General features: G+C 70.6%; 15 protein-coding genes. 6 read left to right on the top strand and 9 right to left on the bottom strand.

The genetic code is table 11. The features are described from left to right. The 3 genes from VLG41_RS15840 to VLG41_RS15850 form a co-directional block, all read left to right on the top strand. The coding region (locus VLG41_RS15840; RefSeq protein ID WP_325350361.1) for an NAD(P)/FAD-dependent oxidoreductase at positions 1-643 on the top strand (643 nt) is incomplete at its 5' end. Between the two features lie 170 nt (positions 644-813). After that, complete coding sequence (gene rpsU / locus VLG41_RS15845; RefSeq protein WP_009520186.1) at positions 814-1,026, top strand: 30S ribosomal protein S21; 213 nt, start codon at positions 814-816, stop codon at positions 1,024-1,026. A 117-nt stretch (positions 1,027-1,143) separates the two neighbouring features. Beyond that, complete coding sequence (locus tag VLG41_RS15850; RefSeq protein ID WP_325350362.1) at positions 1,144-1,590, top strand: GatB/YqeY domain-containing protein; 447 nt, start codon at positions 1,144-1,146, stop codon at positions 1,588-1,590. Between the two features lie 34 nt (positions 1,591-1,624). Here VLG41_RS15850 and VLG41_RS15855 read toward each other — a convergent pair whose 3' ends face one another. From VLG41_RS15855 to pmbA, 3 genes are all read right to left on the bottom strand, one after another. Continuing rightward, a complete protein-coding gene (locus VLG41_RS15855; protein ID WP_325350363.1) occupies positions 1,625-3,304 on the bottom strand; it encodes a ShlB/FhaC/HecB family hemolysin secretion/activation protein in 1,680 nt (559 codons plus the stop codon). 274 nt (positions 3,305-3,578) lie between these two features. Further along, positions 3,579-4,469, bottom strand: a complete 891-nt coding sequence (locus VLG41_RS15860; protein ID WP_325350364.1) for a DMT family transporter — start codon at positions 4,467-4,469, stop codon at positions 3,579-3,581. A 4-nt stretch (positions 4,470-4,473) separates the two neighbouring features. After that, a complete protein-coding gene (gene pmbA / locus VLG41_RS15865; protein ID WP_325350365.1) occupies positions 4,474-5,880 on the bottom strand; it encodes a metalloprotease PmbA in 1,407 nt (468 codons plus the stop codon). A 68-nt stretch (positions 5,881-5,948) separates the two neighbouring features. Here pmbA and yjgA point away from each other — a divergent pair, with 68 nt between their 5' ends. From yjgA to VLG41_RS15880, 3 genes are read left to right on the top strand one after another with little or no spacing between them, the layout of a single operon-like run. After that, positions 5,949-6,581 (top strand): ribosome biogenesis factor YjgA, encoded by a 633-nt coding sequence (gene yjgA / locus VLG41_RS15870; protein WP_325350366.1) that lies wholly within the window; start codon positions 5,949-5,951, stop codon positions 6,579-6,581. Further along, a complete protein-coding gene (gene mog, locus VLG41_RS15875) occupies positions 6,578-7,180 on the top strand; it encodes a molybdopterin adenylyltransferase (RefSeq protein WP_325350367.1) in 603 nt (200 codons plus the stop codon). The genes yjgA and mog overlap by 4 nt, the downstream gene beginning before the upstream one ends. Before the next feature lie 23 nt (positions 7,181-7,203). Further along, on the top strand, positions 7,204-7,680 hold the full coding sequence (locus VLG41_RS15880; protein WP_291021436.1) for an FKBP-type peptidyl-prolyl cis-trans isomerase: 477 nt from the start codon (positions 7,204-7,206) through the stop codon (positions 7,678-7,680). Between the two features lie 27 nt (positions 7,681-7,707). Here VLG41_RS15880 and VLG41_RS15885 read toward each other — a convergent pair whose 3' ends face one another. The 6 genes from VLG41_RS15885 to VLG41_RS15910 all read right to left on the bottom strand — a co-directional run bounded on the left by VLG41_RS15885 (position 7,708) and on the right by VLG41_RS15910 (position 13,767). Then, complete coding sequence (locus tag VLG41_RS15885; RefSeq protein WP_325350368.1) at positions 7,708-8,394, bottom strand: outer membrane beta-barrel protein; 687 nt, start codon at positions 8,392-8,394, stop codon at positions 7,708-7,710. A 91-nt stretch (positions 8,395-8,485) separates the two neighbouring features. Next, a complete protein-coding gene (locus tag VLG41_RS15890) occupies positions 8,486-9,349 on the bottom strand; it encodes a Ku protein (protein ID WP_325350369.1) in 864 nt (287 codons plus the stop codon). Then, positions 9,349-11,853: a DNA ligase D gene (gene ligD / locus VLG41_RS15895; protein WP_325350370.1), complete on the bottom strand. Its 2,505-nt coding sequence runs from the start codon at positions 11,851-11,853 to the stop codon at positions 9,349-9,351. Before ligD ends, VLG41_RS15890 begins: the two co-directional genes overlap by 1 nt. Further along, entirely contained in the window at positions 11,853-12,149 is a 297-nt protein-coding gene (locus VLG41_RS15900; RefSeq protein ID WP_325350371.1) for a hypothetical protein, read from the bottom strand. Before VLG41_RS15900 ends, ligD begins: the two co-directional genes overlap by 1 nt. Positions 12,150-12,246: 97 nt before the next feature. Further along, positions 12,247-13,017, bottom strand: coding sequence for a serine O-acetyltransferase (gene cysE, locus VLG41_RS15905; protein ID WP_325350372.1), 771 nt, complete (start codon positions 13,015-13,017; stop codon positions 12,247-12,249). Positions 13,018-13,032: 15 nt separating this feature from the next. After that, on the bottom strand, positions 13,033-13,767 hold the full coding sequence (locus tag VLG41_RS15910) for an RNA methyltransferase (RefSeq protein ID WP_325350373.1): 735 nt from the start codon (positions 13,765-13,767) through the stop codon (positions 13,033-13,035). Positions 13,768-13,795: the final 28 nt, after the last annotated feature.

Below are 13,795 nucleotides of genomic sequence, written 5' to 3' on the forward strand. Positions count from 1 at the left end.
GCGCGTGGTGGAGCCCCGCCCCGCCTTGGTCCCCCTCACGTTCGACGGCGCCGCCTGGACACCCTACGCCGGCCTGGCCGGGCTGGCGCTGCCGGTGCGCATCGGCACCGGCGGCAAGAAGGAGCGCATGGCCTTCGACGAGGACCTGCTGTTCACCCACCGCGGCCTGTCCGGCCCGGCGGTGCTGCAGATCTCCAGCTATTGGCAGCCCGGCACGCCGATCCGCGTGGACCTGGCGCCCGGCACCGACCTGGGCGAGGCCCTGGGCGAGGCCAAGCGCCGATCGCGCAAGCTGCTGGCCAACGAACTCGCCCAGTGGGTGCCCGCCCGCCTGGCCGACGCCTGGGCCGCCCAGGACGGGGACTGGCAGCGCCCCGTGATGGAAACCGCCGACCGCGCCCTGGCCCGGCTGGCCGAGCGGCTGCAGCGCTGGGAACTGGTGCCCACCGGCACCGAGGGCTGGCGCAAGGCCGAGGTCATGCGCGGCGGGGTGGACACGCGGGGCCTGTCCCAGCAGACCCTGGAATCGCGCCAGGCCGGGCTGTTCTTCATCGGCGAGGTGGTGGACGTGACCGGCTGGCTGGGCGGATACAACTTCCAGTGGGCCTGGGCATCTGCCCATGCCTGCGCGCAGGCGCTGTGACCAAGGGGCTGGCCGGTAGCCAAGGCGGCGGAAATGTCTATAATCGCGGGCTTTGCTGGCAAATTCCCGTCGGCCAATACTAGTTTTTGACGGGACACTTCGCAGCCAAGAAGGCCGGGCCTGATCTTCCCCGCCATCCTCTGGCCGCACATTCAGGAATCGATCGATACATGACCACCATCCGTGTCAAGGACAACGAGCCGTTCGACGTGGCTCTGCGTCGCTTCAAGCGCACCATTGAAAAACTCGGCCTGCTGACCGACCTTCGCGCCCGCGAGTTCTACGAGAAGCCCACCGCCGAGCGCAAGCGCAAGAAAGCCGCCGCGGTCAAGCGCCACTTCAAGCGCGTGCGTTCCATGCAGCTGCCCAAGAAGCTGTACTGAACGCCGCCGGTCTGACCGGCACCGAAAGCCCGCTCCAGGACGCTAGAGCGGGCTTTTTCATTTGTTCGCCCCATTTCCCTCTGTCGCTGCAGCCAGCGGCACCACCGGAGTTCCACCATGAGCCTCAAAGCCCGCATCACCGACGACATGAAGGCCGCCATGCGCGCCAAGGAAACCGAGCGCCTGGCCACCATCCGCCTGCTCACGGCGGCGATCAAGCAGAAGGAAGTGGACGAGCGCATCGAACTCGACGACGCCGCCGTGGTGGGCGTGATCGACAAGATGGTCAAGCAGCGCAAGGACTCCATCGCCGCCTTCGAACAGGGCAACCGCCCGGATCTGGCGGCCAAGGAAGCCGCCGAACTGACCGTGCTGCAGGCCTACCTGCCCGAGCGCCTGTCGCCCGAAGCGGTGGCCGCGGAGGTGAAGGCGATCGTGGCCGAACTGGGCGCCAAGGGCCCGGGCGACATGGGCAAGGTGATGGGCGCGGTGAAGACGCGCCTGGCGGGCAAGGCCGACATGGGGCAGGTGTCGGCGGCGGTGAAGGCGGCGTTGGCGGGGTGAGCCCCGACGTGTCGCCGGGGGCGCGCCACATCCACTAGAAGCTGGCGCTCAACTGGAAGCCAGCGGTGGCCTTGGCGGTGCGAAAGCCCTCGGGCTTGTGCACCGGCGCGCCCAGGAACACGTCGTACTGCACAGGGCCCCAGCCGCCGCGCACGCCCAGCACCGCGCCGGCCAGGCGCTGTCCCACAAGCCACTGCGCGCTGGCGCCGCCCACGCGGCCCTGGTCCACGCCCAGGTAGAACTGCTGGCCGCTGTCGCCCAGCAGGAGGCTCAGGTCGTTGCGCCAGAGCCAGCCGCGCTCACCGATCAGGCTGCTCTCACCGTCGAAGCCGCGCACGCTGTAGCGCCCACCGATGGCGAAGCGCTCGTGCGGCGCGAGCGGCGTGCGCTCGCGCTGGCCGCGCCACTGGCTGCTGAGGTGCAGGCGCGCGCCCCACAGTTCGAAAGGCTGCGCCCAGGCGGCGTCCAGGCTCACCAGTTCGAAGCGCTCGGTCCCTTCGCCAAAGGCCTTCTCGGGCGCGGGCAGCGAACCGAAAGCACCGGTGCCGCGCTTGTAGGCCGCGCGCAGGTCCAACTGGGCGGAGCCGATCTGGCGGCGGTGATCGACACCCAGCTCCCAGCCACCTGTGGCGCGGCGCTGCACCGCCATCTCGGTGTCATCGATGAAGTTGCGCGACTGGCGCGCGAAGGCCTTGAGCCGCAGGGTGGTCTTGCTGAACCCGTCGCGGTGCACCAGTCGCGAGAGGGAGATGTCCTGCTGCCCGCCGTTGCCGCTGTAGCGGTAGTCCTGGGTCAGGCCGGCCACGCTCTGGAAGTAGCTGTGGCGGCTGGCGTTGAAGCCCAGCCCCCAGTGGCCCAGGGGCAGCGAGTAGTGCAGGCTGGCGTTGCGCGTGCCGCGTGGGCCCGGTTCGCCACCGCCCAGGTCGCGACCCTGGGTGTAGTAGAAAAGATCGTTGAGCGTCCACCAGTGGTCCACGCTGAGCGTGGCGCTGGCCTGGTAGCGGCCGGTGGTCGTGGCACCGCTGTCGTCGAGCGAGAGGTGCAGGCGCAGCGGGAAGGCCTGGCGCCATTGGATGAGCAGCTCGCTCTCGGTGGGCGAGGCGCCGGGCGCGATCCGGAAGTCGGCCTCGACCGTGGGGACGCGGCGCAGGTTCTCCATGGCCTGCTCGATGTCGCGCACATTGAGGATGTCCCCCACGCGGGCCGGCACGGCGTTGAGCTGCGTGGCGCGTGGCGAGGTGCCCTCGACGAAACGGATCGCGCCGATGCGCCCCGGCAGCACCGTGAGCGAGAGCGTGCCGCCGGACAGGTCCTGCCCCTCGAGCACCACCCGCGAGGTGACGAAACCTTGCGCCATCAGGTGCCGCTGCGCGCGCGACGCCGCCACCGACACGCCCGCGTGCCCCAGGCAGCGGCCGACGGCGGCGTCTTTCCCTTGCGTGAGCGCATCCGTCACCCAGTGGAAGGACTCGGCGGCCTCACCGCGCAGCGCCACACGCTGAACGGGAAAACACGGCGTCTCCTGCGCGGGCCAGTCCGGCACCGGGGGCAGTGCGGCGTTGCCACCGCCCACGGTGTCGGTGCCGCGCTGCAAGGCCTCGCGCTGCTGACGCTCGCGCTCGTCGGCGCGGCGCTGCTCGAGCTGGTCGCGCGCGGCGGCGTCGTTGGGGGTCTGGGCGTGAAGCGGGTGGCCGAACAGGCTGGCGGCCGCCATGGCGGACCACGACACCCAACGGGCGGCCCTGGCCGGCCCGGGTCGTTGATGAATGTGCACCTTGTTGTGACAGGCACCTTGAACCCGACCGTTTTCAGGCGGTCAGTTGGTGCCACTCCCTATGAACCGTTGGCGGCCCGGGCCCCATGCCCCGGCGAACGCGGCGCATTACAACCGCTGCACAACTGTTCAAGGGATGGGGGTATGCGGCCACCTCCTGCAGGCATGTGCAGGGGCGCGGGCGACCGTGGTGCGCGACACGCCCGAGTGCACCTCAGCCGAGGATGAGCGCCGTTCCCGCCACCGCCAGCACCGCCCCCACCCACGCCCCCCACGCCGGCCGGCGCCGGTACACCAGCCACAACAAGGGCAGCACCACGATGGGCGTGACCGAGGACAGGATGGCCACCAGCCCCGCCTGGCCGTGCTTCATGGCCTGCAGGATCAGCGTCATGCCCAGGGCCATGGCGATGGCGGCGCTGCCGAACACCTGGCCCGCCTCGCGCCAGCGCATCGGCTCGCGGGCGCGCGCCAGACCCCAACCACTGGCCCACAGCAGCGCGTGCGCCGCGAAGGCCGTGCTCATGCGCATGGCCGAGCCCGCCACAGCGTCGATGCCGCTGCTCATCAAGGGCTTGAGCATCAGCGTGGCGACCGACTGGCACAGCGCGGCCGCCAGGCCCAGCGCCACGCCCACCCAGAGCCGGCCGCGCGTCTGCTCCCAGGCGTGCGCCTCGTCCTCGCGCCGCCCGCGCAGGATCGCCAGCATCACGCCCGCCACCAGCAGGCCGCTGCCCACCAGTGCCCAGCCCAGCAGGGATTCACCGAGAAAGAGCCAGGCGAACGCGGCCGAGAACACCGCATGCGTGCCGAAGAGCACGCCGCTGCGGCGCGGACCGAGGCGGTTCATGCAGGCGAACAGCGCGGTGTCGCCGATGAAGATGCCGATGACACCCGAGAGCGCGAGCAGGCCGAAGGCCGAGGCATCCAGACTGCGCCAGCCGCCGCTGGCGAGCGCGATGGCCCACAGCAGCAGTGCCGCAAAGAACATGCGCCAGCGGCTGAAGGCGATGGCGCCCAGGCGCTGCGCGGCGGGCGCCGAGAACAGCGCTGCGATGGCCCAGCAGGCGGCCGCCACGAGCGCGAGCGCCTCGGGCCGCAGCACGGAGTCAGCTCCCTGCGACCTTCATGCGGTTCACCAGCACCGAGCCCACCGTCTTGGCGCCGTAGTTGTAGGCGTCCGCGCCCACGGCCTCGATGCCCATGAGCATGTCGCGCAGGTTGCCGGCGATGGTGATTTCCTGCACCGGGTAGGCGATCACGCCGTTCTCGACCCAGTAGCCCGAGGCACCGCGCGAGTAGTCGCCCGTGACGGGGTTGACGCCCTGCCCCATGAGCTCGGTGACGAACAGGCCGCGGCCCAGCTTCTTCAGCATGGCGTCGAGGTCGTCGCCGGGTTTCGTGCGCCGGCTGGTGAGGGTGAGGTTGTGCGAGCCGCCCGCGTTGCCCGTGGTGCGCATGCCCAGCTTGCGCGCCGAGTAGGTGGACAGGAAGTAGCCCTGCACCACGCCGGCGTCGACAACACGCCGTGCGCGCGTCTGAACGCCTTCGTCGTCGAAGGGCGAGCTGCCCTTGCCGCCGCGCACGAAGGGGTCTTCGTCGATGTCCAGGTGCGCGGCCATGGCGGGCTTGCCCAGGCTGTCGGCCAGGAAGCTGGTCTTGCGGTAGAGCGCGCCGCCGCTGGTGGCTTGCACGTAGGCGCCCAGCAGGCCCGCGGCCAGGGGCGATTCGAACAGCACCGGGCATTCGGTGGTGGCGATCTTGCGCGCGCGCAGGCGAGAGAGCGCCCGCTCGGCGGCGTAGCGGCCCACCACCTCGGGCGAGGCCAGGTCCTGCGGCGCGCGCATGGAGCTGTACCAGTAGTCGCGCTGCATCTGCGCGCCCTTGCCCGCGATGGGCGCCACCGACAGGCTGTGGCGCGAGCTGGCGTAGCCGCCGCTGAAGATGCCCCGCCCGCCGCGCTGCCCGCCGCGCATGTGTTCGCTGAAGAAGTGCGACTGCTGCGCGGACACGCTGGCGCCTTCGCTGTTGGTGATCTGCTTGCTGGTGGCGAAGGCCGCGGCCTCGCAGGCCAGGGCCAGTTCGGCGGCCTGTTCGGAGGTGATGGCCCAAGGGTGGAAGAGGTCCAGGTCGCGCAGGCGGTCGGCCTCGGTGGCCACGTCCTGCGCGTCGGGCAGGCCGGCCACCGGGTCTTCGGCGGTGAAGCGCGCGATGTCGTAGGCCGCCTGCACGGTCTGGCGCACGGCGGCGGCGGAGAAATCGGAGGTGCTGGCGTTGCCGCGCCGCTGGCCCAGGTACACGGTGACGCCCAGCGACTTGTCGCGGTTGCGCTCCACGTTCTCCAGCTCGGCCTTGCGCACCGAGACGCTGAGGCCCGCGCCCTCGGACACCTCGGCCGCCGCGTCGGCCGCGCCAAGCGACTTGGCGTGCGTGAGCGCCAGGTCGACCAGTTCCTCGAACTGGTGGCGGCTGTACTGGAATCCGGGCAAGGGGGTGTTCGAGGCGGTCTTGGACATGGCGGCCGCTATGATACGGGCCCCCTTTGCGCGGCGCCCGCCGCCACGCACAAGCCCCACCATTCCCCATGTCGCGCAAACCCACCCGAGGCTATTTCGTTCGCGGTCACTTCGTGGCCGAGGGCAGCGAGCTGGACCAGGAACTCAAGCGCGACGCCAAGGGCGGCGAGCTGAGCAAGACCGACCTGAAGAAGCTCAGCGAACGCCTGCAGAACCTGGGCGAGCAACTGCTCACGCTGCCCGCCGGGCCCTTCGATCGCCTGGGCCTCGACGACCGCCTGGTCGATTCGCTCGCCGAGGCGCGGCGCATCACCAACTTCGAGGGCCGGCGCCGGCAGATGCAGTACATCGGCAAGCTCATGCGCAAGCTGCCCGAGGACACCATCGCCGCCATCGAGACCGCGATCGACGAGCAGCACCGGCCCTCGGCCGAGGCCACGCTGCAACTGCACCAGGCCGAGCAATGGCGCGACCGCCTGATCGCCGACGACGAGGCCCTCACGGCCTGGCTCGCGCTCGACCCCGAGGCCGACGTGCAGCAGTTGCGCACCCTCATCCGCCAGGCGCGCAAGGATGCGCAGGCCGTGAAGGAACGCCCCGGCGAGGCGCAGCGTCACGGCCGGGCCTACCGCGACATCTTCCAACACGTCAAAGCCGCGCTGGCGCGTGGCGACGGCGACGAACCCGGCGACAAGGAATGAGCGACACCCTCCCCGCGCACGACCCGGTGCGCATCGGCATCGTCTCCATCAGCGACCGCGCGAGCAGCGGCGTCTACCAGGACCAGGGCCTGCCCGCGCTGCAGGAGTGGCTCACGCGCGCGCTGAAGAACCCCATCACGTTCGAGGCCCGTCTCATCCCCGACGAGCAGGAGCGCATCAGCGCCACGCTGATCGAACTGGTGGACATGGGCTGCGCCCTGGTGCTCACCACCGGCGGCACGGGGCCCGCCAAGCGCGACGTGACGCCGGAGGCCACGCTGGCCGTGGCGCACAAGGAAATGCCCGGCTTCGGCGAGCAGATGCGCCAGGTGAGCCTGGCCTTCGTGCCCACGGCCATCCTCTCGCGCCAGGTGGCGGTGGTGCGCGACGAGACGCTCATCATCAACCTGCCCGGCCAGCCCAAGGCCATCGCCGAGACGCTGGAAGGCGCGAAAAACGCCGACGGCACGGTGCGCGTGAACGGCATCTTCGCCGCCGTGCCCTATTGCGTCGACCTGATCGGCGGGCCCTACATCGAAACGCACGAAGCCGTCATCAAGGCCTGGCGGCCGAAAAACGCGGTGCGCCCGGCGCGCTGAAGCCCACATCCGAGGAATCGTCCATGAAGATCGAGAAAGACACCGTCGTCACCCTTACCGCGCGCATCCAGAACGCCCAGGGCAAGGTGCTGGAAGACGGCAAGACCGCGCGCGCCTACCTGCACGGCGGCTACGGCAACACGCTGCACGGCATCGAGGTCGCGCTCGAGGGCCAGGAAAAGGGCTTCGGCACCACCATCACGCTGCAACCCTCGCTGGCCTTCGGCGAGCGCGACGAGTCGCTGGTCACCACCATTCCCAAGACCCAGTTCCCGCCCGGCATCAAGGTCGGTGGCCAACTGGAGGGCAGCGACGAGCAGGGCCGCCGCCACCTCTTCACGGTGATGAAGATCAAGGGCGACACCGTGCACCTCGACGGCAACCACCCGCTCGCCGGTGAGGACCTGACCATCACCCTGAAGGTGCTGGACGTGCGCGCGGCCTCGCCCGAAGAGGTGCAGCACGGCCACGCGCACGGCGCGCACGGCCATCACCACTGAGCTCGGCCGCGCGGAGGCGCCGGCCGGTCAGAACCGGTGCACGTAGCCCAGGCTGGTGGTGGTGATCTCCTGCTTGCCACTGCCCACGAAGTTCAGATCGAAGCGGTTCCACTCCAGCACGATCGACGAACGCGGCGTGAAATCGAAGCCCACGCCCAGGCCATAGGAGGGCTCCCAGCCACTTTCCTTGCCGCCCGAGAGGCCGGACGCCGGCAGCACCTCCGAATCGGTACGGCCGTACAAGGCGCCGAGCTTGCCGTACACACTGAAGCGGCCCAGCGGGACGCGTCCCACCAGGCTCAGATTGAGGCCGTGCGCCTTCACCCGGCCGCCGCCCCGATCGGCGCGGCCAAAGTCGATCAAGCCGATCTCCCCACCGATGTACTGATTGAACATGCCGCCGGAATACAGGTGGAAGGCGTTGTCGCTGTCGTCGCACGCGAAACCACCGCCGCCGCAGGGCGCGTCCCAATCGGTCACGCCCACGTTGAAGCCGATGTAGCCATGGCTGGTGTAGGGCACAAGGGAGTAGTTGCCTTCGGACCAGCTGTACATGCTCCGCGGTTGTTGCGCCGGGTAGTTGTTGCCCGGCGACGGACTGGCCTGGGCCGTGGGTGTGCCGCTGGCCGTCTGGGCGCTCGCGCCACCCGCCGCCAGGGCCAGGGCCAGCGCGGCCATGGGCCAGGTCCTGTGGATGCGTGGGAATGGGGTCATGGTCTTGCTCCTCGTGGATGGATGGAACGCTGCGCCAGGACATGGGAGGCAGCGCCCCGCCGGGGCAATCGCTGTTCCAGGGTGCCAGCGCTCAGGCGCGCCGCCGCCCCGCGGCCTTGGCCGGCGCGCGCTTGCCGCCGCCCCCGCCCCCACCTTTGCGCTGCGACAAGCTGCGCGCCAGCAACTCGGTGAGGTCCACCACATTGCTCGCCGTCTCGGCGCGCGGCGCCTCCTCGATCGGCGTCACGGTCTCCACCTCACCGGCCTCGCGCTTGCGTTGCACCAGCGCCTGCACCGCGTCCACGAAGCGGTCTTCATAGGCCTCGGGCTTCCAGGGCGCGGTCATGTCGGCGATGAGCTGCGTGGCCATCTTGATCTCCGCCGCCTTCAAGCCCAGGGCCGTGCGCCCGGCCGGCGGCAGCTTCAATTCGTCCATGGGCCGGATCTCGCTGGCCCAGCGGATGGTGTTGAGCATCAGCGCCGGGCCCAGCGGCACCAGCACGGCCAGGTGCTCCTTGGTGTGCATCACCACGCGCGAGATGCCGATCACGCCCGCTTCCAGCATGGCCTCGCGCAGCAGGGCGTAGACCTTGCCACCCTTGCCGATGGGCTCCAGGTAGTAGGGCTTCTCCAGCAGCGGGAAGGCGATCTCCGCGGCCTTCACGAAGGCCTCGATCTCGATGGTCTGCGTGGACTCGGGGTAAGCGGCCTTGATCTGCTCGTCGCTGACGATCACGTACTCGCCATCGTCCTGCTTCACGCCCTTGACGATGTCGGCGCTCTTGATGGGCTTGCCCGTGCGCTTGTTGATGCGCTGGTAGCCCACCGGGTCCATGCTGCGCTTGTCGAGCCAGTCGAAGTCGATGCCCGTCTCCTGCGCGGCGGGAAACAGGGCCACGGGCACGTGCACCAGGCCGAAGCTGATGGCGCCCTTCCAGACGACGCGGGAGGCCATTACGTGTTCTCCGGTGAGTAGCCCAATCGTTTCATGGCGGCGGTGAGCGTGCGCGCGCGGCGCGGGTAGTCGGCCCAGGGTTCATTGCCGGTCGCCAGCCGCTCGTGCACGTTGCGCACGGTCCAGTGGTCGCCGCCCTTGAGCGCGTCGAGCTCGCTCCAGTCCACCGGCACCGACACGCCCATGCCCGGCCGTGCGCGCGCCGACCAGGCGCTGACCGTGGTGGCGCCGCGCCCGTTGCGCAGGTAGTCCACGAAGACCTTGCCCACGCGGTTCTTCGGCCCGCTCTTGGCGACGAAACGGTCCGGCAGGGTGCGCGCCATGTGCTGCACCACGGCCTTCGAGAAGCCCTTGACCGTGTCCCAGCCATGTTGCGGTCGCAGCGGCACCACCACGTGCAGGCCCTTGCCGCCACTGGTCTTCAGGTAGCCGACCAGGCCCAGTTGATCGAGCAAGGCCTGCATCAACTGCGCCGACTCCTGCACGCGGGACCAGGCCACCCCCTCGCCGGGGTCGAGGTCGAACACCAGGCGGTTGGGCTGCTCGAAGCGGCGGTGCGAGGCGTTCTGCGTGTGCACTTCCACCACGTTCCACTGCGCGGCCGACAGCAGGCCGCGTTCGCTGGCCACCGCGATCCACGGCGCGTGGCCGGGCGAGAGCGCCGGATCAAGCTGTGCGATGCCGGGCAGCTCCGCTTCCATGTGCTTCTGGAAGAAGCGCTGGCCCGCGATGCCGCGCGGCGCGCGCAGCAGGGCCACGGGGCGCTCGCGCAGGTGGACCATCATCAGTTCGCCCACGGCTTCGTAGTGGCGCACCAGGTCCAGCTTGGTCAGGCCGCTGCGGCGGTCGATCACGCGCTGCGGATTCGTCACGCGCAGGCGGGCGGCGCCGGCCGTGGGCGGCTGGGCCGGCACCACGGGCTCGGCCGGTTCCGGCACCGGCGCGGGCGGGTCGGTGGGTTTGGGGATTTCTCGCGTCACCTCTCGGGCCTCCTTGTCTTCGCGCAGGCCGACGAACACGCCCTGGCGGATGTTGCCGCCGTGCGTCCAGGCCGCGAAGGCGATTTCGGCCACCAGGCGCGGTTCCACCCAGTGCGGCCGGCTCGGGGGACGGGTGGCGTCGGCGAAGGCCGGGGTCGCCCGCTCCAGGGCCTTGAGCTGGCGGTGCAAGCGGGCCAGGGTGCGCGCATCGAAGCCGCTGCCCACGTTGCCCACGTGCCGCAGGACGCCCTGGCCGTCGTACACGCCCAGCATCAGCGAGCCGAAACCGGCGCGCGTGCCCTGCCCCTCGGTGAAGCCGCCGATCACGAACTCCTGGCGCAGGCCGCACTTGATCTTGAGCCAGTCGTCGCTGCGCCGGCTGCGGTAGGGCGCGTCCTTGCGCTTGGCGATCACGCCTTCCAGGCCCAGCCGGCAGGCCGACGCCAGCACGTCGCGGCCCGGCACCTCCAGGGCCGCGCTCAGGCGCACGCTGTCGGGCGGCGTGGGCCCGAGCAGGCGCTCCAGCAAGGCCCGGCGTTCTTGCAGAGGCGCGGCACGCAGGTCGTGCCCGCCGGCGTGCGGCAGGTCGAACAGGTAGAGCACCAGCTCGCCGGGGCGGGCGCGCTCCAGCGTCTGCTGCAGCACCCCGAAGTCGGGCAGACCGCGATCGTTGAAGGCCACGAGCTCGCCGTCGTACCAGCCCGGCGGCAGTTTCATGCCCGCCAGGTCCCGGCACAGGGGCTTGAGCCGGTGTGTCCAGTCCAGCCCGCCGCGCGTGATGAGCCGCACGCCGCGCGCGTCGATGCGCGCGAGCAGGCGGTAGCCGTCGAACTTGAGCTCGTACAGCCAGTCGCCGTCGTCGGGCGGCAGGACCTCGACGCGAACGGCCAGTTGGGGCGAGAGCGCGTCCGGCAGGTCGGCGGCCACGGCGGCGGCGGGCCAGCCGGCCGGCGCCGGCATGCCCAGGGCGGACACGCTGTCCGGGCCCGCCTCCAGCACGTCGAACTCATCCGCCGGGCGCGCGAAGTCGTCGCGCTCCTTGATCAACAGCCAGACGGGCTTTTTCTCGTCGCCACCCTTCATGCGGACCAGGGCCCAGCCACCGCGCAGCTTGTGGCCGCTGAGGTCGAACTTCAGGTTCCCGCTGCGCAGGCCCTTGCGCGGGTCGCCGCGCGGGCGCCACTGGCCTTTGTCCCACACGACGACTTCTCCCGCGCCGTACTGCTTGGGCGGGATGGTGCCTTCGAACGATGCGTAGGCCACGGGGTGGTCCTCCACTTCGACGGCCATGCGCTTGTCGGCCGGGTCCAGGCTGGGCCCCTTGGGCACGGCCCAGCTCTTCATCACACCGTCGAGTTCGAGCCGGAAGTCGTAGTGCAGCCGGCGCGCGTGGTGCTTCTGCACGACGAAACCCAGGCCCTCGCCGGCGTCGGCCAGGGCCGCTCCCGGCTCGGGCGTGACGGAGAAGTCGCGCTTGGCCTGGTAGCGCCGCAGGGCCCCCTTGGCACCCGCGGACGCGCCCATCATTGCGAGGGCGATGTGCCCGACCCGCCGGGCGACGGTGGGGTGGCCGGTGGTTCGGTGGGCTGCGGCGTGGCAGGCGCCGGCGTGCTGCCGGGCGCACCCGGAGCGGGCTGCATGCCTGGTGGCACGCTGTTGTCGTTGCGCCGCTGGTCGGCGGGATCGGTGGTGCCGGGCGAGGTGCTGGGCGAGGTGCTGGGCGAGGGCGACACGTTGCGGTCACAGGCACTCAGCGCGCAGGCCGCCACGAGCGCGACCAGGGCGCCCAGGCCGGCAGAAGTACGGGATTGCATTCGCATGGGGAAAACCTCCGTGGAAACGGACCAACAGGGGTGTTGGACGGGCTGTCCCGGCAATCCGGGTTCCCACGGGGCGGCGGCCCGTCGGGCCGCGCCCTTACTTGCCGACGAGCTGGTTGAGCTTGTCGGCCTCGAAGTGCTCCACGCGCTGGGCGTCCGTGGGCACGCAGTCGCGCTCGCGGGTGTTGGCCAGCTTCTCGATCGCCTGCCACAGCAGCGCGATCTGGTGCTCCTGGCTGGCGGTGCTGTCGATCAGGCCGCGCATGGCCTGCGACAGCGGGTCGTCTTCCTGGGTGATGCCGTAGGCCGAGAACTTCGGCGCGCCCTCGGTCACGTCCGCGCTCTCGCCCTTCTTGCTGGGGATGATGCGCGCCGGGATGCCCACCGCCGTGGCACCGGCCGGCACCGGCTTGATGACCACCGCGTTGCTGCCGATCTTGGCGCCGTCGCCCACCTCGAAGCCGCCCAGCACCTTGGCGCCGGCGCTCACCACCACGTCGCGGCCCAGCGTGGGGTGGCGCTTGGTGCCCTTGTAGAGCGAGGTGCCGCCCAGGGTGACGCCCTGGTAGATCGTGCAGCCGTCGCCGATGACGGCGGTTTCACCCACCACGGTGCCCATGGCGTGGTCGAAGAACACGCGCTCGCCGAGCGTCGCGCCGGGGTGGATCTCGATGCCGGTGAAGAAACGGCTGAGGTGCGAGATGAAGCGGCCGAGCCACTTGAACCCGTGGTTCCAGCACCAGTGCGCGGGCCGGTGCAGCACCACCGCATGCAGGCCGGGGTAGCAGGTCAGCACCTCGAAGGTGCTGCGCGCGGCCGGGTCGCGCTCGAGGATGCACTGGATGTCGGAGCGGAGGCGTCGGAACAGCATGGGGCGGCCAGTCTAGCGTTTCGCGCGCTCGGCGGTCTGCAGCATGGCGCGGGCGACACCGCGAAGAATGTGGACTTCCTCCTCGCTCGGTTGCGCGCGATTGAAGAGTTGGTGCAGGCGCGGCATGAGCTTCTTCGGCGCGGCGGGGTCCAGGAAGTCCACCGCCACCAGGGCCTGCTGCAGGTGATCGAGCATGCCCGCCACGGCCGCCGCGTCGGCCGCGGGGCGTTCGGCCACGGGCGAGGCCACCGCGAAGCCGCCCAGGGCCTGGCGCCAGTCGTAGGCAATGAGCTGCACCGCCGCCGCCAGATTGAGCGAGCCATAGCCCGCTGCGGTGGGAATGGACAGGGCCACATGGCAGCGGTACACGTCCTCGTTGGCCATGCCGAAGCGCTCGCTGCCGAACAGGAAGGCCACGCCCTGCGGCGGCGCGGGCTCGGCCATCAATGCGGCGAAGTGCTCGCGCGGCGCGCGCGTGGGCGGGCCGAAGTCGCGCGGCGTCATGGCGGTGGCGCACAGGTGGGTGATGCCGTCCAGGGCCTCGTCCAGCGTGTCGACCACGCGCGTGTTGGCCAGCACGTCATTGGCGCCGCTGGCGCGCTGGATGGTTTCCTCCTTGCGCAGCACGTTGGGCCAGCGCGGTCGCACCAGCACCAGCTCGTCGAAACCCATGACCTTGAGCGCGCGCGCGGCGCCGCCGACGTTGCCGGCGTGGCTGGTTTCGATGAGGATGAAGCGGGTTTTCATGGGGAGAGCGGCGTTTCGGGCGGCCGAG

Source organism: Hydrogenophaga sp. (genome assembly GCF_035481345.1).
Taxonomy (GTDB): domain Bacteria; phylum Pseudomonadota; class Gammaproteobacteria; order Burkholderiales; family Burkholderiaceae_C; genus Hydrogenophaga.

Coding starts and splice junctions, on each gene's coding strand:
- rpsU (WP_009520186.1), top strand. CDS start 814: ATGACCACCATCCGTGTCAAGGACAACGAGCCGTTCGACGTGGCTCTG.
- VLG41_RS15850 (WP_325350362.1), top strand. CDS start 1,144: ATGAGCCTCAAAGCCCGCATCACCGACGACATGAAGGCCGCCATGCGC.
- VLG41_RS15855 (WP_325350363.1), bottom strand. CDS start 3,304: ATGGCGGCCGCCAGCCTGTTCGGCCACCCGCTTCACGCCCAGACCCCC.
- pmbA (WP_325350365.1), bottom strand. CDS start 5,880: ATGTCCAAGACCGCCTCGAACACCCCCTTGCCCGGATTCCAGTACAGC.
- yjgA (WP_325350366.1), top strand. CDS start 5,949: ATGTCGCGCAAACCCACCCGAGGCTATTTCGTTCGCGGTCACTTCGTG.
- mog (WP_325350367.1), top strand. CDS start 6,578: ATGAGCGACACCCTCCCCGCGCACGACCCGGTGCGCATCGGCATCGTC.
- VLG41_RS15880 (WP_291021436.1), top strand. CDS start 7,204: ATGAAGATCGAGAAAGACACCGTCGTCACCCTTACCGCGCGCATCCAG.
- VLG41_RS15885 (WP_325350368.1), bottom strand. CDS start 8,394: ATGACCCCATTCCCACGCATCCACAGGACCTGGCCCATGGCCGCGCTG.
- VLG41_RS15890 (WP_325350369.1), bottom strand. CDS start 9,349: ATGGCCTCCCGCGTCGTCTGGAAGGGCGCCATCAGCTTCGGCCTGGTG.
- ligD (WP_325350370.1), bottom strand. CDS start 11,853: ATGGGCGCGTCCGCGGGTGCCAAGGGGGCCCTGCGGCGCTACCAGGCC.
- VLG41_RS15900 (WP_325350371.1), bottom strand. CDS start 12,149: ATGCGAATGCAATCCCGTACTTCTGCCGGCCTGGGCGCCCTGGTCGCG.
- VLG41_RS15910 (WP_325350373.1), bottom strand. CDS start 13,767: ATGAAAACCCGCTTCATCCTCATCGAAACCAGCCACGCCGGCAACGTC.